Annotated in this window: 16 protein-coding genes; all 16 read left to right on the forward strand. The window is 45.3% G+C overall.

All coding sequences use genetic code 11. The features are described from left to right. The first annotated feature begins 64 nt into the window (after positions 1–64). Positions 65–1,240 carry an IS256 family transposase gene (locus AWM75_RS07700; protein ID WP_067977262.1) on the forward strand — a complete coding sequence of 392 codons (1,176 nt, stop codon included), beginning with the start codon at positions 65–67 and terminating at the stop codon, positions 1,238–1,240. A gap of 215 nt (positions 1,241–1,455) precedes the next feature. After that, positions 1,456–2,379, forward strand: coding sequence for a metal ABC transporter solute-binding protein, Zn/Mn family (locus AWM75_RS07705; protein WP_067980449.1), 924 nt, complete (start codon positions 1,456–1,458; stop codon positions 2,377–2,379). A gap of 17 nt (positions 2,380–2,396) precedes the next feature. After that, positions 2,397–2,867: a pneumococcal-type histidine triad protein gene (locus tag AWM75_RS07710; protein ID WP_067980452.1), complete on the forward strand. Its 471-nt coding sequence runs from the start codon at positions 2,397–2,399 to the stop codon at positions 2,865–2,867. Between the two features lie 1,044 nt (positions 2,868–3,911). After that, entirely contained in the window at positions 3,912–5,117 is a 1,206-nt protein-coding gene (aroC, locus tag AWM75_RS07715) for a chorismate synthase (protein WP_067980454.1), read from the forward strand. Between the two features lie 18 nt (positions 5,118–5,135). Then, the gene (gene aroA / locus AWM75_RS07720) at positions 5,136–6,419 is read left to right on the forward strand and encodes a 3-phosphoshikimate 1-carboxyvinyltransferase (RefSeq protein WP_067980456.1); all 1,284 of its coding nucleotides are present in this window, start codon (positions 5,136–5,138) and stop codon (positions 6,417–6,419) included. A gap of 209 nt (positions 6,420–6,628) precedes the next feature. Next, complete coding sequence (locus tag AWM75_RS07725) at positions 6,629–7,147, forward strand: shikimate kinase (protein ID WP_067980459.1); 519 nt, start codon at positions 6,629–6,631, stop codon at positions 7,145–7,147. 1 nt (position 7,148) lies between these two features. After that, a complete protein-coding gene (locus tag AWM75_RS07730) occupies positions 7,149–8,453 on the forward strand; it encodes an MFS transporter (protein WP_234946634.1) in 1,305 nt (434 codons plus the stop codon). A gap of 50 nt (positions 8,454–8,503) precedes the next feature. Continuing rightward, positions 8,504–9,397 carry a prephenate dehydratase gene (locus tag AWM75_RS07735; protein ID WP_067980462.1) on the forward strand — a complete coding sequence of 298 codons (894 nt, stop codon included), beginning with the start codon at positions 8,504–8,506 and terminating at the stop codon, positions 9,395–9,397. Between the two features lie 281 nt (positions 9,398–9,678). Next, positions 9,679–11,184, forward strand: coding sequence for an ATP-binding protein (locus tag AWM75_RS07740; RefSeq protein ID WP_067980465.1), 1,506 nt, complete (start codon positions 9,679–9,681; stop codon positions 11,182–11,184). Positions 11,185–11,196: 12 nt separating this feature from the next. Beyond that, positions 11,197–12,099, forward strand: a complete 903-nt coding sequence (locus AWM75_RS07745) for a prephenate dehydrogenase (protein WP_067980468.1) — start codon at positions 11,197–11,199, stop codon at positions 12,097–12,099. Between the two features lie 645 nt (positions 12,100–12,744). Next, a complete protein-coding gene (locus AWM75_RS07750) occupies positions 12,745–13,842 on the forward strand; it encodes an acyltransferase (protein ID WP_067980471.1) in 1,098 nt (365 codons plus the stop codon). A gap of 280 nt (positions 13,843–14,122) precedes the next feature. After that, positions 14,123–14,746 (forward strand): sugar transferase, encoded by a 624-nt coding sequence (locus AWM75_RS07755; RefSeq protein WP_067980473.1) that lies wholly within the window; start codon positions 14,123–14,125, stop codon positions 14,744–14,746. Further along, the gene (locus AWM75_RS07760) at positions 14,746–15,594 is read left to right on the forward strand and encodes an NAD-dependent epimerase/dehydratase family protein (RefSeq protein WP_067980476.1); all 849 of its coding nucleotides are present in this window, start codon (positions 14,746–14,748) and stop codon (positions 15,592–15,594) included. Before AWM75_RS07755 ends, AWM75_RS07760 begins: the two co-directional genes overlap by 1 nt. Before the next feature lie 10 nt (positions 15,595–15,604). Next, a complete protein-coding gene (locus AWM75_RS07765; protein ID WP_067980479.1) occupies positions 15,605–16,756 on the forward strand; it encodes a glycosyltransferase family 4 protein in 1,152 nt (383 codons plus the stop codon). Further along, positions 16,757–17,866: a glycosyltransferase gene (locus tag AWM75_RS07770; protein ID WP_067980482.1), complete on the forward strand. Its 1,110-nt coding sequence runs from the start codon at positions 16,757–16,759 to the stop codon at positions 17,864–17,866. A gap of 23 nt (positions 17,867–17,889) precedes the next feature. Next, positions 17,890–18,804 carry a glycosyltransferase family 2 protein gene (locus AWM75_RS07775; protein WP_067980485.1) on the forward strand — a complete coding sequence of 305 codons (915 nt, stop codon included), beginning with the start codon at positions 17,890–17,892 and terminating at the stop codon, positions 18,802–18,804. Positions 18,805–18,844: the final 40 nt, after the last annotated feature.

Consider the following 18,844-nt stretch of genomic DNA (forward strand, 5'->3'; position numbering starts at 1 on the left):
AAACCATAATAATCTTTTTTGGTTACAATGTAATTGGCTAAAACACATTGAAAGGAAGATTATTATGGCTCAACTAAATATTACCCTAAACTTAGAAGAAATTACAGAGGCAGTTCTAAACAGTGATATGGATCAGATGATGAAGTCCCTAACTGTAACCATCTTTAATGCCTATATGCAAGCAGAGCGTGAGGAATTTATTAATGCTAAGCGCTATGAGCGCACAGATGACCGGAAAGATTATCGTAATGGCTCCTATAAAAGAAACTTTAAAACAAAGGTAGGGACTGTTGAACTGGATGTCCCTCGGACACGATCAGGAGAATTTGATACCAAGCTATTCGATAAATATCAACGTATGGACAAGGCCTTTGTGGCTGTTTTAACCGAAATGTATATTAATGGGGTCTCAACACGCCGTATTAAGAAGGTTGTTGAAACACTCTGTGGCGAAGGTGTTTCTAAATCATTTGTCTCTTCAGTAAATAAAAACTTGGACCCTGCTGTTTTCGAATTTAAAGGGCGTTCCCTAACACATACGAATTTTCGATATGTTTATGTCGATGCCATGTATATTAAAGTTCGCGAAAACCATCGTTCTGTCTCTAAAGGTGTTTATATTGCTCAGGGTATTAACGATGATAATCGTCGCGAAATTATCGGCTTTATGATTGCTGATAATGAATCAGAAGAAAACTGGAAGAACTTCTTCCTTGATTTAAAGGCCAGAGGCCTAACTAAACCAACATTAATTATATCTGACGCCCACAAGGGACTAAAATCAGCGATTAGTAATCAATTTTTAGGCACTACCTGGCAACGGTGTACGGTTCATTTTCTACGTAATATTTTAGCTCATTTTCCAAAAAAGGATTGCAGTCATGAGAGAAGTCTTCTAAAGAGAATATTTAATGCTGATAGTCAACAAAGAGCGCGAGAGTTAAAATTTGAATTTGTAGAATACGTTAGTGGCAATGAGAAATATGACAAAGCTGTTAATACGCTAGAGGAAGGCTTCGAAGATGCTATCCCATACTTATTAGAACCCACACCTTATCGCGTTTCACTGAAAACAACTAACAGTCTAGAAAGGCTAAATCGAGAAATTAGAAGAAGAGAGAAAGTTGTCGGCCTCTTTCCTAATATAGAGGCTGCGGAGCGACTTATAGGAAGTGTATTGCTTGATTTGCATGAATATTGGGAGACATGTCCTCATAAATTCTTTAATAACATAGTCTAAATATTTATACCCACCAATTACATTCTATAATTTACACAAGATTGTGGACTTGACATAAGGCGAGCCCCAATCCCATCTAACTTTCCTTTTAGCCGACTTTGCAGGCGGGATTCACACAGCGAATGCCCAGCTAATTTGAATTTCAATAAACTTGACAAAAAGCTGTAGTCGTTTTATGATTAATCGGAACTATTTCGATTTATCAGGAGGTAAGTATGAAAAAAATTACTAAAATACTATTAGCACTGGCCAGCTTGGCCCTTGTTTTAGCTGGTTGCGGGTCCAAGGGCGGCGACCAAAAAGCTGAGGGCCAGGGCATGCAGATTGTCACCAGTTTTTACCCGGTCTACCAGATCACCAAGGCGGTGGCGGGAGACTTGAATACGGTTCAGATGATCCAGTCAAGCCAGGGCATCCACGACTTTGAGCCGTCTGCCAGCGACATGGCGGCCATTGAGGACAGCGATGTCTTTGTCTACCATTCCCGGACCCTAGAGGGCTGGGCCAAGAATATCGGTCAAGACGGCAAGCCAACCACTATTGAAGCTTCAGAAGGGGTGGAGTTGAAAAAAGTTGCCGGACTGGAGGATATGCAGGTCAGCCAGGGGATGGACGAGAAATCCCTTTATGATCCTCATTCCTGGTTAGACCCTGTTTTGGCTGGTCAAGAGGCTCTCTACATCGCCGACCGCCTGTCAGAGATTGACCCGGACAACAAGGAAACCTACCAGGCTAATGCCCAAGCCTTTAAAGACCGGGCTGACAAGCTGGTGGCTGACTACCAAGACAAGTTTGCTAGTCTGGACAACAAGACCTTCGTCACCCAGCACACGGCCTTTGCTTACTTAGCTGACCGCTTTGGCCTCAAGCAATTGGGTATTGCCGGGGTGGAGTCTAACACTGAGCCAACTGCCCAGCAGCTGACTGAAATCCAGGACTTTGTTAAAGCCAACAATGTTAAGACCATTTTTGTCGAACCAAACACCAGCCAAAAAATCGCCCAGGTGGTGGCTGAGGCGACTGGGGCCAAGATTGAGACTCTTGACCCGCTGGAAGCCGACCCCAAAACGGATGATAGCTTCCTTGACCTGATGGAGAAAAACTTAGAAACCTTGTACCAAGCCTTGAAAAATAACTAATATAGGAGGAAGTTGCCTTGACAAGCAAAAAAATATTACTAGCCAGCCTGGCCCTAGTTAGCCTCGCAGCCTGCCAGCCTAACCAGGATGACCAGACAGATGAAAAGGATAATGAAGTGGCCTATGTCCAGTCTGACCAGGCAAAGGATGAGTATGAGCACGACCATGATCACGACCACGATCATGACCACGACCATGACCACGACGAAGCCCATGGCCAAGAAGTGGTGGTCAAAATCCTGGCCGACTCCTATGTATCGGCCCACGGTGATCACTTCCATACTTATTCCGGTAAGGTGCCGGCCGATGCCTTGATCAGTAAAGACCTCTTGGTGGCTGATTACAGCGATGATCAAGTGGTGAGTGACTTGGACGGCGGCCATGTGGTTAAGCAGGGGGAAGAGTATTTGGTCTACTTGGATAAAGGTCAGGAGGCTGACCAGGTCCGTGATCTGGCGGCCGAGACCAGTGACCAGGCCGAGAAATAAGCTCATATTTGATAAGACAAAAAACTACCAGCTCAGTTGATGACTGCCTGGTAGTTTTTTGTTTGGCCTGGATTGGGGGTTGGTTTCGCGCGGGTTCAAGGAAGGCTGCTGAGAGGAGGAGGACTGGGTGGGTTCACTACACTAAGTTAGGGGGAAGGAGTAGAGAATGGGGATTTTCGGCTGGAAGATCATTGGCTTAGCCAAATTCACTACCCTAATTTGGCAAGCAAGAGTAGAGAATCTCGATTTCTTGTTGGTAGCTTCATAAGCAAGTGCGAATCACTACCCTAAATTGGCGAGAAGGAGTTGAGAATCTCGATTTTGTTGGCAGATTTAAAAGCAAGCTCGATTCACTGCACTAAATTGGCGAGAAGGAGTAGAGAATTAGTATTTTCTGTTGTCAAGTCCACAATCTTGTGTAAATTACATTCTATAATTTACACAAGATTGTGGACTTGACAGTGTCTTACCTTCAAAGTCAGCTATAATTAGAATTAACCAAGAATGAGCTGGGCGACCGGACCGACTCCTGCTTTCAAAGTCCGCTAAAAAGAAAATTAGCAGAGAATGAGCTGAAGATTGCACGATCCGCGCGCCATGCCTTGACCAATCATGCGCGATCACCTGATACCTAATTCCGATAACTACAAAATGTTCAGAATATTCCCTTGACAAGCTGCAAACAAAGTTTTATAGTAATCCTAACAAATTCACGAGGAGGCTATCATGCTAGTCAATTGTTCGCTATCAATCCAATCAGCTTATTACTTTAGCTTTTTTAGATAGTGTTTGCAGCTAGATTTAGGTGCAAACACGGCCAAACAACCGGTTTGTATCTATATAGAGCTAAAGCAATTGATGGTGGCCACCGCCAGAGCCTATGTAGATCGATATAGATCATCTAATGGGCGTCCGGCGCGAGCTTTTTTAGCAGGATATGCACAAGCTAAGACCTACATTAGATGACCTAGTGTAGGTCTTTTTGCGTTCCAACCCATCGTGAATCTGATCCAACTGCTTGTTTAATTAGAAAAGGAGTCTTATATGCTACGTTTTATTACTGCCGGTGAGTCCCATGGCCCGGCCTTGACCACGATTATTGAAGGCCTGCCTGCCAACATGCCCCTGGATATTGATGCCATTAATGCCAACCTGGCCCGCCGCCAGCAGGGTTACGGTCGGGGGAACCGGATGAAGATTGAAACCGACCAGATTACGGTTACTTCTGGTCTCCGCCACGGTCTGACTTTGGGCTCACCGCTGACTTTAACCCTGGAGAACAAGGACTACAGGAACTGGGCCAAGGTCATGGATCCAGCCCCGGTTGCGGACAAGGTCAAGCAGCAACGAACTGTCCACCATCCGCGTCCTGGCCACGCTGATTTAGTCGGCGGTCTTAAATACGGCTTTAAGGACCTCCGTAATGTGCTGGAGCGGTCATCCGCCCGGGAGACGACCATGCGGGTGGCCCTGGGTTCAGTGATGGAACAGCTGCTCCAGCATCTAGACATCGACGTGATTGGTTATGTGGCAGCCCTGGGCGGTATCCATGGTGAGGTCAACCCAGCTGACTACCAGCCCGACCAGTTGCGCGACATCATCGACCAGTCAGAAGTCAAGATGATCGACCCGGACAAGGCCCAAGCAATTAAAGACCGGATCGACCAGGCCAAGCGTGATGGCGATACCCTAGGCGGGATTGTTGAAGTCCGGGCCTACAATGTGCCGGCCGGCCTGGGCTCCTATGTCCAGTGGGACCGCAAGCTGGATGGTCGTCTGGCTCAAGCCATGGTGTCGATCAATGCCTTCAAGGGGGTGGAATTCGGCGATGGCTTTAAGGTGGCTGACCGGCCGGGGTCGCAAGTGATGGATGAGATTGCCTATGCGGCTGACCGCGGCTTCTACCACAAGTCCGACCACCTGGGCGGGATTGAGGGCGGCATGTCCAACGGCGATACCATTATTGTCCGCGGGGTGAAAAAGCCAATCCCGACCCTCTACAAGCCGCTGGATTCCGTCAATATTTATTCTAAAGAAGTCTACCAGGCCAATATCGAGCGGTCTGACACCACGGCGGTGCCAGCTGCGACCATTATTGCCCAAACCGTGGTGGCCACCGAATTGGCCCAGGCTGTCCTGGAAAAATTCCCCCATGATAACTTCAATGACCTCAAGGCCGCAGTCGCCGACTACCGGGCCGACCTCAAGGATCCAGCCATCTGGCAATCGGCAGACCAAGCAGGCAAATAGCTTTAGGAGGGACCACGGATGAAACAATTATTAACCAATTCGACGGGCCTGACCGGGACCATCCAAGTGCCCGGCGACAAGTCCATATCCCACCGGGCGGTCATGTTTGGCGCCCTGGCCCAGGGTGAGACGCGGGTGACCGGCTTCCTCAAGGCCGACGACTGCCTGTCCACCATCAGTATTTTCCGCCAGCTAGGTGTCGATATCCAGGTGACTGACGACCTGGTGACCATTAAAGGCCGGGGCCTGGCTGGCTTGACTGCCCCGACTGGCCCCCTTGATTGCGGCAACTCCGGCACCACCATGCGGCTCATGTCCGGAATTTTAGCCGGGGCTGACTTTGACAGCCAGCTGGTGGGGGACGCCTCCCTGTCCAAGCGGCCCATGACCCGGGTGCCTAAACCCTTGTCCCTCATGGGGGGTGTGGTGCAAGGTCAGGGCGACAAGAACCTGCCGCCTTTAAAGATTACTGGTGGCCAAGACCTCACCGCCATCCACTATGACATGCCCGTGGCTTCAGCCCAGGTCAAGTCAGCCATCCTGCTGGCCGGCCTCCAAGCTGAGGGCGAGACGGTCCTAGTGGAAAAAGAACGGTCGCGCGACCACACCGAACGCATGCTGGCCCAGTTTGGCGTCGACCTAGACGTTGACGGCAAGATCATTAAAATTAAGGGCGGCCAGTCCTTGACGGCGACCGACATCGCCGTGCCGGGTGATATTTCGTCAGCCGCCTTCTTTATCGCTGCGGCCTTGATCATTCCGGGCTCAGACTTGACCCTGACCAATGTTGGCACCAACCCGACCCGGGCCGGCATCCTAGCAGTGGCCCAGGCCATGGGCGGCCAGGTGGACATTGACTACCTGGATGAGGATCACCTGCGCGCCGACATCCGCGTCCGGGCCAGCCAGCTCCAGGGCATTGAAATCGCCGGCGACATCATCCCAACCCTGATCGACGAGCTACCGATTATCGCCCTCATGGCCAGCCAGGCCCAGGGACAGACTGTTATCCGCAACGCCGAAGAGCTCCGCGTCAAAGAAACCGACCGGATTGAAGCCGTCGTGACCGAACTCAGTAAATTAGGCGTCGATATTACAGGGACGCCGGACGGCATGATTATTGAAGGCCCTTGCCAGCTTAAGGCAGCCGACCTGGACTCCTACCACGACCACCGCATCGGTATGATGGCCCAGATCGCCGCCCTCTTGGTCAAGTCAGGGGAGGTTAACCTGGCCGAGGCCGACTGCGTATCGATTTCCTATCCCGACTTTTATCGGGAAGTTGAGCGGCTGAACGACTAAAGGACTAGGGGGCGCATTTAACCAGCGGTCTTAGGAGCGGGTAAAGTGCCTTAATGGTTGAGTTAAGGAAGATTAGCCCCCTCTAACTCCTAACCTGCTGCGAAATACCCTAATGGTTCTGTTAAGTCAGTGACCAAGCTAGCTCTATCCACTAGGATGGGAAACCATTGAAACAAGCCCAAACGCATGATTAGAAAGAAGGAAAGTCCATGTCTATTTATCTCATCGGCTTCATGGGGGCTGGCAAGACCACGGTCGGCCGCATCCTGGCTGACCGGCTCAACCAGCCTTTTGTTGACCTGGATGATTATATTGCCGACCAGGCCGGCCTCAGTGTCCCGGAAATTTTTGAACAATTTGGTGAAGGCCACTTCCGCCAACTAGAACTTCAGGCCATTCAAGCTAGCCTGGACCAGCCGGGGGTGATTGCGACGGGGGGCGGCTGTGTGGAGACGCCGGCGGTTTGCCAGCTACTCAGTCAGGCCGACCGGGTTTATTATCTCCAGGCTGACTTTGATGCCCTCTACCAGCGCATTCAACAGGATACTGAAACCATCCGCCCCTTGGCCCAACCTGGTCAGGAGGCGGCGACCAAGGCCCGCTACCTGGCCCGGCAAGCGCGCTACCAAGAAGCGGGCGGCCAAACCATCAATACTGACCTGATGACACCCGACCAGGTGGCCGAGTGGATTATCAATGATTTAGAAAGAAGGGACCACCATGGCTGATATGCCGATGACTGCCCAAGTGGCAACAGATGAAGCGATTAAAATGACTAGTAAACGTTATGCCCCAACCGCCCTGGGCATCTATATGAACTACCTGATCCACGGTATGGGCGTGATTATGATTTCCCAACACCAAGAGGTCCTCATGGCCCAGTGGGGGACTGACCTGATGGGGATTTCCTCAGTGATTTCCATGCTGGGGATTGGCCGCCTGATTGCCATTGTGGCGTCCGGTCCCTTGTCGGACAAGTTCGGCCGCCGTCCATTTATCAAGCTGGGCATGGCCATCTACCTGATTTTCTTCCTAGGCATCCTTTTGACCACCAATATCCATGTCGCCATGGCCTGTGCAGTGGTGGCGGGGCTGGCCAACTCCTGCCTGGATTCGGGTTCCTATCCGGCCCTGATGGAGGCCTTCCCCTTGCGTGCTGGTACGGCTAATGTGTTGATCAAAGCCTTTGTCCAAATTGGCCAATTTATTTTGCCCTTTATGATTTCATTATTAGTGGCCCTGGACATGTGGTTTGGCTGGACCTTTATCCTGGTCATGCTGGCCCTGGTGGTCAACATGGTTTACCTGTCCCGCCAGCCCTTCCCGGATGAGGACATGAAGGCCCTTGCCCAGGCCCAAAAAGCCCAGCAGGCCGACAGTGACCTAGCCAATCCTGACGCGGACGACGAGGTGGCGATTAAAGTCATCAACCCCATCAAGCACAAGGCCCAACCCAAAATGTGGTTGGAGGGGACGGCCTTTATCCTCTATGGTTTCGTCTCCCAAGCGACCTTCTATGTGGTCTCCCAGTACATCAATACTTATGGTCAGGCCACGGCCGGTCTGTCCACCAGTCAAGCCAACCAGCTCCTGTCCTACTACTCAATTGGGTCTGTCCTCTGTGTGGCGGTTTCCGCCTGGCTAGCCAGCCGGGTCCGGACGGTCAACCTGGTCTTGGTCTACACCTTTGCTTCAGCCATCGCCATTTTCCTGATGTGGCAGTGGCCAACGCCAACCATCCTGAGAATCGGCAGCTTCCTAGTTGGCTTCTTCGCTGCGGGCGGTGTCATGCAGCTGGGTCTGACGGTTATGGGCCAAATGCTACCGGTCGGTAAGGGAGCCATTACCTCAGTCTTCTATACCTTTGGCTCAATTGCTTCCTTTACCATGCCCATGATCGCTGGCTACCTGGCCCAGCACCATGTGGCCTGGATCATGGCCCTGAATTTTTGGATTGCCGTGCTGGGCTTTGTCCTGGCCCTGATTATCTTTATTCGTTACTACCAAATTATCGACACCGACCGGGCTAACTAGAACCGGTTGGCGGCTGATAAAGTTAGCCTGTATTTAGAGAGGATTCCCCCATGAAAATTGCTTACCAAGGCATTCCCGGCTCTTACAGCCATGCCAGCCTCATTGACTATTTGAAAATCAACCAGATTCCCCAAAAGCAGGTCGACATGGTCACCTACACCGATTTTGCCGTCATGGTGGCTGACCTGGTTCAAGGCCACGTGGACCGGGCCGTTATGCCGGTGGAAAATTCGACCACTGGCCTGATCACCCGGACCCTGGACCACTTCCGCTACCAGCCGGTCTGCGCCATCCAGGAGCTCTACCAGCCGGTCCAGCACACCCTGTGGGGCCTGCCCGGCGCCCAAATCGCTGACTTAGAAGTGGTCTACTCCCACCCGGAAGCCCTGTCCCAGTGCCAGTCCTTCTTCGCCGCCTATCCCCATATCAAGGCTGAAGAATACCACGATACGGCCGGGGCAGCCCGCTTTGTCAGCCAATCTGGTAACCCTAAATATGGGGCCCTGTCCTCAGCTACGGCTGGCGCCCTCTACGGCTTAACCAGCCTCCAAGATAAGATCCAGTCGGAAACCACCAATATGACCCGGTTCTTTGTCATGGAAAGGCTGGCCGTGCCCAAAGCCGGGCTAGGGGCCGTCCTCAACCGCTGGCGGCGGGAGCGCGTCCAAGCCAGCCGGCTCATGCTTTACGTGGAAACCCGCCACGAGCCCGGCGCCTTGGCCAAGCTATTAGATGTTTTCCAGCTCTTCGACTGTAACCTCAACGGCCTGGACGCCCGGCCGATTAAAGACAAGCCCTTCAACTATGGCTTCTTTATCGAAGTGGATACGGCTGGCCTGGCCCTGGACCGGCAAGTCTTCTGGCAGACCCTGGAGTATGCCGCGGCCTATGTCCAACTCATCGGCTGCTACCAGGCCCAAGAAGTCTTGGTTGATTACCTGTAATTTAAAAAGATTAGGTTTACATCATTTAATTTATTCGTTCGATATTCTTTCGAAAAATTGTATAATCTCCAGGGGTAATAGGTTAGAAGCTTGATTTAACAAGCTTTATCTTAAATTTTATTCGTGCGTTAATCTTTTCAAGAACTCTTTTCTTATTAATAGATGTTAGGGAATTAGTGTAAAATAATAGAGAAACATAGAAGTACTCAACAATTATTTCTCGTTGTTATCAGTGTACGGACTCAATGGATTGATACGATAAATGCAAGTGGAGGGAAAATTTGAAAGAAAAAGACTTACTAAATTTAGTAGAGGGAAAAGGGATTGAATTAAAAAAAGCTGAAGGGGGGTTACCAAAATCATTATGGGAGACCTATTCAGCTTTTGCTAATACAGATGGTGGAATAATTTATTTAGGAATTGATGAGAAAGAGCACAAGGTAACAGGATTAAAAAATCCAGATAAAATTAGGGAAGATTTGTTTAATACAGCGAATAATCCCCATAAAGTTAGTTATAATTTATTGACTAACGATAATGTAGATGTTATTTATACTAACTCAGACAAAGCAGTCCTAAAAATAGTTATACCTGAGGCCCCGTATCAGCAAAAACCCGTTTATATAAATAATAATCCTGATTTATCATACGAGCGATTGGGAGAAGGAGATCGTAAGTTATCACCAAATCACTTTAAGGCACTAGTAGTTGGATCTCAAAAAGAAACAGATAGTGGGTTATTAAAGAATTACGATATATCAGATCTTAATGAGGAAGATTTATTAATTTATCGCGAAGAACTGTACCAACAAACTAAACAAGTCACTTATCGTACTATGGATTTTCATGATATGCTCGTTGAAGTAGGTGCACTTAGAAAAGATAGGCAAGGTGATGGGAGCTATTATCTTACTGAAGGCGGTTTGTTATTCTTTGGTAAGTACAATGCAATTACTGATAGGTTTCCTGGGTTTCAGATTGATTATTTTGAGAAACAAAATACGATGACATCAGACTGGATAGATAGAGTGTCTACTGGCGATGCCCAATATCCACAACTGAATATTTATAGTTTTTTAAGGATAGTTTTGGATAAATTACAAAACACTATAAAGGATCAATTTAAGGTTGATCAGCAAACTCAACAACGCTTACCCTTTAAAAAAGATTTGTCCGTTTCAGTAAGAGAGGCATTGATTAATTCACTTATGCATGCTTATTATGATTCTAATCAACCTATTAAAATAACAAGTTATCCGGATTATTATGAATTTGAAAACCCCGGGAAGATGCGAGTGACAGTGGATGAATTTATAAATGGCGGTCACTCTGATATCCGCAATCATACTATCTCAAATATGATGCGAAGAATTGGGTATTCAGAAAAAGCTGGTAGCGGCGGGCCAAGAATAATTGATACTGTTACTAAATATCAATTGAAATTTCCTGAAATTTTAAGAGGACAGTATCATACTAATCTAAGGATTTGGAAAGTAGATTTAGAGAAAACCTTCGAAGATTATACTGAGGAACAACAACAAATTCTTTACTACTTAATTGAAAAACATTCTATTAGTAGTAGTGAAGCTGTAGAAGTATTCGGAATTACTGGTTATGCATTTAGAAAAACAATAGGGGAGTTAATCAATTTAGGAATTGTTGAAAAATTAGGAGGAGGCAGATCTACAAGGTACGTATTGTTAGTATCCGAGTCTCTGCAAAATTATAAGTTAAAAAGAATGTTAAGAGGAATAGAGGATAGAATCAGTAATCCTGACTTATATTAATAGGAGCAAATTATGACATTAACTATGCAAAAAATCGCCATCGTCGGCCTGGGGGTCATCGGCGGGTCCTTCGCCAAGGCCCTGGCCGCCCAGGATAAATTTCCCGTAGAAGTCATGGGCATCGACCACAATCTGGCGACCCTCCAGCGGGCCCAGGCTGACGGCGTGATTAGCCGGGGTGAAGCCCGTAACCAGACCATCTTACAGGAAGCCGACCTGGTCATCATTACCCTCTACCCCTTTGACCTGGTTGACTTTATCCGGTCCCACCAGGACGAATTTAAAGCCGGTGCCATTATTACCGATGCCACTGGGGTCAAGGGCGCCATGGTCGAAGAAGTCTGGCAGCTATTACCAGCCGGCCTGGACTTTATCGCTGGCCACCCCATGGCCGGTAAGGAGAACCAGGGATACGACTACGCCGATGGGACCGTCTACCAGGACGCCAACTACCTCTTGATGCCCGACGACCGCAATGACCCGGCCCATGTCCAGGCCCTGACCGAACTGATTTACAGCCTGGGCTTCAAGCGGGTGTCTCAAGTCAGTGCCCACCAGCACGACGCCATGATCGCCTACACCAGCCAGCTCTGCCACGTCCTGTCGGTGGCCCTGATTAACGCCGACCAGAACCAGGCCGAGACCATCCGCTATGTCGGCGACTCCTACCGCGACCTGACCCGGATTGCCAAGATCAACGGCGAACTCTGGACCCAGCTGTTTGTGACCAATAAAGACCAGCTCCTGCCCGTCATTGACGCCTTCGCCGAGCAATTGCAGGGCATTCGGCAAGCCCTGGCGGATGATGACTACGCCCAGCTCAACGCCTACTTTGATGAATCCAGCCAGCGCCGGCTGCGCCTGGAGCAAGCAGACGTCAAACTACAAGGGCAGGCGGTTGATATTGAAGAATGATGTTATATATATAGAAGAAAAGTCTGGACCGACGTCCAGACTTTTTTCATTTTGATTGGGGTGGATTTGAATGTTGGTGCTGGGGAGAGGGTTGGGCGATTCGCTGCACCTTTTTGTGGAGTTGGGGTAGAGAATCTAGGTGCGGTCCTTGGCTTGAGGGGGTGTGGGGGATTCACTACACCTTTTCTTGCAGTTAGGGTAGAGAAATTTGGGCTAGGCGGTGGCTAGAGTGGATTGTGGTGGATTCACTATCCATTCTCTTGCAGTTAGTGTAGAGAATTTTGGTCTGGGCTGTGGCTTTAGGGGGTTGGTGCATATTCACTACCCATTCTCTTGCAGTTAGGGTAGAGAATTTTGGTCTGGGCGCAGGCTTGAGCTGATTATGGTGCATTCACTGCCCGTTCTCTCATAGTTAGTGTAGTGAATTTAGCTGAGCTAGCTCGCTCCGTCAATTTAAAAGATAATCACTGCACTATCTAGCCCAAATAGGGTAGTGAATGGCTCAAGCAATGAATTTGCTTGATAGTTGAAAGTCTGGACCGCGGTCCAGACTTTTCCACCTTACAAGCCCGCCAAGATTTCAATTCCTGCGCGCCCCCTAGAATGGTATAATCACTAAATATAATTAGAGCGGGGGAGATGGCTATGGCAAAGGAAAGGCAGACAAATTTTGAGGCGATTCGCTTGGTGGCGATGGTGATGGTGGTGGCCCTCCATTATTTCAATGGCAGTCTGGGTGGGGCGCTGAGTCAAACCACAGTAGGATCCGCCAATTACTACCTGACCTATCTAGGGGAGTCGCTGGCTATAATCGGGGTCAATCTCTTTGTCCTCTTGACCGCTTATTTTATGGCTGGCAAGACCAGTATTCAACTGATCAAGCCACTCCGGGTCCTGGCCCTGTCACTCTTTTACGCTATCACCATCTACGCCGTGGCGGTGGCGACTGGTCTCTATCCCCACAGAGCGGATTACCTCAACCAGGCCCTCATGCCTCATCTCTACGGCGAGCAGTGGTTTGTCCGCTGTTATCTCTTACTTTACCTCTTGGTGCCCTTTATCAACCGCCTGCTTAACGGCCTCCGCAAATCTGCCTACCACAAGCTATTGACCATCTGGCTCCTGGCCTTTCCAGTTTTTTCCTCCTTCTATGAAGAAACCTTCAGCCGGCTCAATGGCTATGGCATCCTGCATTTTATCACCATCTATCTTTTGGGCTACTATATCCGGGTTCACTATCCAGGGCAGCCCCAGGCCAAAGTCAACCGCTGGTGGTGGCTGGCGGGCTACCTAGCCTGTGCGCTGGCGACATTCGCTGAAGCCATGACCCACCAATATTATGATGGGGGGACTGGCCGGGCCTGGTCCTATGACTACATATTTAATGTGGCCGGGGCGGTCTGCTTCTTTATGTTTATGCAACAAGTCCGCTGGCAGTCACCCCTGGTTAAAAAAGTCATCAACCAGCTGGCCGGCTTTGCCTTTGCGGTTTATCTCATCCATAATGATGCCTTTATCCGCCAGTGGCTCTATCAAGACCTCTTCCAGACGCCAGCCTTCCACCAGGCCAACCCCTTCCTGTTTGTCGGCCATTTAATCCTGACTGTGGCTGGGATTTACCTCCTGTGTAGCCTAATCGAGTGGGGGCGGGTCAAGGTCTTTGGCCACCTATCCAACCAAATCTTCGCTAAAATCGCCAAGAAATGGTCGAGTCTAGTGGCCGCCTTCCCAGACCAGGACTAGTCAGGCAGGCAAAACAACCATTTGGGCAAAGTAACCAATTCGTCATACAAATTTCCCACCGATAGTGGTAGAATAATAGCAAGCAAAGAAACAGTTCATTTGCGCGTAAAAGGGTCGGTCTTTGGCATGACCCTTTTATCATGTCAAAAATTTTGGACACAATCGTATAAACTGGTAATTTTAGGTATTTCTAACCCTAAGTCGTGTTATACTAAAAAATAAGAATATTTTGTGAAGTTTTAAAGAATTGAAAAAATAATAAAGGTGAGGCAGGATAGGCATGTACCCGTTTTTTAAACGCTTGATTGATTTTATATTAGCCCTACTTGGTTTGATTGTACTCAGCCCAGTATTTTTAATTATCGCCATTTGGATAAAGCTAGACTCCAAGGGTCCGGTATTCTTTAGGCAAAAACGGGTGGGGCTTAACAAAAGTCATTTTCAAATTTATAAGTTTCGCTCCATGCGGACTGACACCCCCGATGATATGCCGACCCACCTCTTAAATGATCCTCAGGCATTTATCACTAAGTCGGGGCGCTTTTTGCGTAAAACCTCATTAGATGAGTTACCGCAAATTATCAACATCCTAAAAGGGGAGATGGCTGTAATTGGGCCACGACCAGCCCTATGGAACCAGTACGATTTAATTGCTGAGCGGGACAAGTATGGGGCCAATGATGTCCGGCCCGGCCTAACCGGTTGGGCCCAAATCAATGGCCGCGATGAGTTACCGATAGACATCAAGGCCCGCCTGGATGGTCAGTACATTGAACAAATGGGTCCGATTATGGATATTAAATGTTTCTTCGGTACCATTGTTTCGGTATTCAAGAGTGATGGCGTAGTTGAAGGTGGTACTGGCGCTATTGAAAAGGCCAAGCAAGAAGTGGAGGAAGGCTGATGAAGAAGATACTCATTACTGGTGAGCACTCTTATATTGGCGATAGCTTTGCTGACTGGCTAGCCCAGTGGCCTGAAAATTACCAGGTAACCAAGTGGGATTTTAAGGGTGATGATTGGCAAAATAAGGATTTCAGCCAATTCGATACCGTTTTTAATGTAGCTGGCATCGCCCACAATTCCAATGATAAAAACTTGGAAGACCTTTACTACCAGGTCAACCGTGACCTAGCTGTTGCCATTGCCAAAAAGGCTAAGGCAGCAGGGGTAGGTCAGTATATTCATATGTCCTCTATTATTGTTTACGGATCACAGGTGGAGGAAATTACTCTTGAAACGCCTTTTAATCCAGATAACTTTTATGGGGATTCTAAAGTACAAGCTGAAAAAGAGCTGACACCTTTGGCTGATGATCAATTTAAACTAGCTCTAATCAGACCACCGATGATATACGGTAAAGGCTCAAAGGGGAATTATCCAATTTTGGCCAAGTTTGCCAAGCAGACTCCGGTCTTTCCAGATATTGATAATAAGCGGTCTATGCTACATATTGACAACTTGTGTGAATTAATCCGGCTAATTATTGACCAGGAAGCTGAGGGCATCTTCTATCCACAGATGCCAGACTATGTGAAAACCAGCGAAATGGTCAAAACCATCGCTGAGGTATTGGGTAAAAAATTACACTTAACCAAGGGCTTTAACCCGATTTTGAAGGCTCTAGCCAAGCAAAATTTAATCAACAAGGTATTTGGTAGTATCTACTACCAAAAAGAGATGAGCCAGCATTTTGGTGGCGCTTATCAAGTGAATGATTTACGAGAATCGATTGAGAAGACGGAGGGGTAGGTGAATTTATATGAAAAGAGCGCTAATTTATGCATCAGTTGCTTCCATGATTGATTTGTTCAATATGGAGAATATAAAGATACTTCAAAATTTAGGATATCAAGTTGATGTTGCTTGTAACTTTGATGAAGGCAGTATTACATCTGATGAACGTGTAGAAGAATTTAAGAGAGAATTAGATGATATGGGAATCATTTACTACAATATTCCTATTCCACGATCAATATCAAAATTAACTCAAATCAATAAGGCCTATCAGCTAACAAGGGAACTGACTAAAAACGATTATGATATTGTTCATTGCCATTCACCAATTGGCTCAGTGATATGTCGGCTCGCTTTTCGTAATGATGATTGTCGTATGATTTATACAGCCCACGGTTTCCATTTTTTTGACGGTGCACCTAAGAAGAATTGGTTGTTATTTTATCCAATTGAAAAATTTTGTGCGCGTTATACGGATACGTTGATTACTATAAATAATGAAGATTACCAACGCGCAAAGGAAGATTTTAAGCAAGCAGGCGAAGTGGTCCATATAAATGGAATTGGTATAGACACTAGTAAATTTTCGAAAAAAGAAATAAGTAGAGATAGTTTATTAAAAGATTATGATATTACAGATTCTGATTTTGTGATTACTAGTGTCGGGCAGTTATCAGTGCGCAAAAACCATGAAGTAATTATCAAGGCAATTAAACAGATTTCCAATGCTAAAATTAAATATCTGATCATTGGCGAAGGTGAGTTAAGAGAGTACCTAGAAAACTTAATCAATGAATTAGATTTGACTAATCAGGTATTCCTTTTAGGTTATAGGGGAAATGTTAGTGAATATTTATCCCTTTCAGATTGTTATGCTTTCCCATCTCTGCAAGAGGGGTTACCAGCTTCTTTGATGGAAGCAATGTCTATAGGTCTTCCCTGTGTGGTTTCTGATATACGAGGGAACAATGATTTAATAGATGACACATTAGGAGGTTATATGTGTGATGCTAAAAATGCGAAGTGCTACACAAAATCTCTTGAAAGTCTAATCTATAGACCTACCGAAGCTTATCAAATAGGACAATATAATATAAAAAAAATAAAATCCTTTAGTATTGTTGTCGTAAATTCTGAAATGAAACAAATTTATTATGATAATAAGGACGCTTTTTAAATGAGAATTATTCTTCTACGAAGTAATGCTGTAAACCCTGACTCACGAGTAGAAAAAGAGGTAAATAGCTTAAATAAAAATCACTCTGTAAAAATATTAGCGTGGGACCGTTCTAAATCTACAGATAGTAAAGCTGAATTAAAACTAAAACAATCTAGGTCTGAAATATATCGTTTTGGTATTTCAGCAGAATTTGGAGCTGGTTTCAAGAAAAATCTACTGCCACTAATTAAATTTCAAGTCAAGTTATTTAAATGGTTGGTACTAAATAGGGATGAATATGATGTGATTCATGCCTGTGATTTTGATACGGCATTAACAGGAATGATTGCTTCTAAGCTATTACGAAAAAAATTAGTATATGACATATTTGATTATTATGTTGATGCATTTAGTGTGCCTCCCATTTTTAAGGAGTTCATAAAGAAACTTGATAATTTGGTTATTAATACGGCAAATGCAGTGATTATATGCACCGAAAAGAGAAAACATCAAATTGAAGGAACATCACCTAAATATCTTGCGGTTATTCATAATACACCAGATGTCGATTTAGATTTAAAAGAACATAAGAATATTAACAATAATATTTTAAGACTATGTTATGTTGGTATTCTTCAAGAGGGAAGATTTTTGAGGGAACTTGGAGAAAGTATGAAAAAACATAAGAACCTCGAACTTCATATAGGAGGTTTTGGGCAACTTTCTGAATATTTCCTAAAACTTGCAGACACAACTTCAAATGTCATATTTTATGGGAAGTTATCATATGAGGATACTTTGGCTTTAGAAAATAATTGTGATGTATTGGTGGCGATGTATGATCCCGCTATAAGGAACCACAATTATGCTGCACCTAATAAGTTTTATGAGGGTATTGCTTTAAGTAAGCCTTTAATAATGGCATTTAATACTGGTGTAGATAACTATGTAAGAGAATATAATATCGGTTGGGTAATAAATTATGATGTTAATGACTTTAATTATTTACTTTCAAAATTAACTAAAGAAGAACTTAATAATAAGCAGGATAATCTTAGAAAAATAACCAATGTTTTTTCATGGTCAGAAATGGAACGACGACTATTGAGTTTATATGATGAAATATAAAAATTAATGAAAGGAGGAGCGTAGTGAAAGTCTCAATCATTATGCCTGTGTATAACAAAGAGAAATTTATAGAAAAATCAATAAATTCTGTTTTGAATCAAAATTTTGAAGATTTTGAGCTAATTATTATAGACGATGGTTCTACGGATTCTTCTAAAAAAATTATTGAACAATTTATAGATTCTAGAATAAAGTATATTTACCAAAAAAATCAGGGTGTTTCTGTTGCTAGAAATAAAGGAATTGAAGTGTCAAAGGGAGAATATATATCATTTATAGACGCTGATGATACCTACGAAAAATCTTTTTTAAAAGAAATGTTAAATACTATTGATATAAATGAGGTAGCTTATTGTGGTCACAATAATATCTATGCAAATAAGCAGTCATTAGAGAATATAGAATTTATAAATGGAAATATTTTAATAAATTATTTAAAAAATAGGACAACTCCCCATACTAATTCTTGGTTAATTAAAAAGTCTTTGATTAATCGACATCAGATTAGATTTAATGAAAAGTTAAATTGGGGAGAGGATATGCTGTTTTTTATAGAGGTAATTTTAAATTCGGAGCAAGTGGCATGTGAACGATATTTAACTAATTATTATAGATTAGAAACCAATAATTTAAGTGAAGATAATTTAGATAAAATTGAAAAAGATATTCAATGGCAAGAAAAAGCTATGAAAAAAATATATATGAATTCTATTTATCCTAATCAAGAGGAAGCTGTAAATATTATAAAAGGATATAGAATGCCAGCAGCCATTATATATAGACTATTAAGTAATTTAAAGCTTCTAGATAAGAAAGAACTAGCAGAATACATTGTAAAATATAGTGAACAACTAAAAAGTATAAAAATCAATAATGGCCTAAAGAGTGTAAAGCTTTTAGTTCTATTATTTTACTTAAAGGTGAGGGCGATATATTGAATACAGAAAATAAAACTAATCGAATCATTGTGAATATTCT

Source organism: Aerococcus urinaehominis, from assembly GCF_001543245.1.
In the GTDB taxonomy this organism is placed as follows: Bacteria; Bacillota; Bacilli; order Lactobacillales; family Aerococcaceae; genus Aerococcus; species Aerococcus urinaehominis.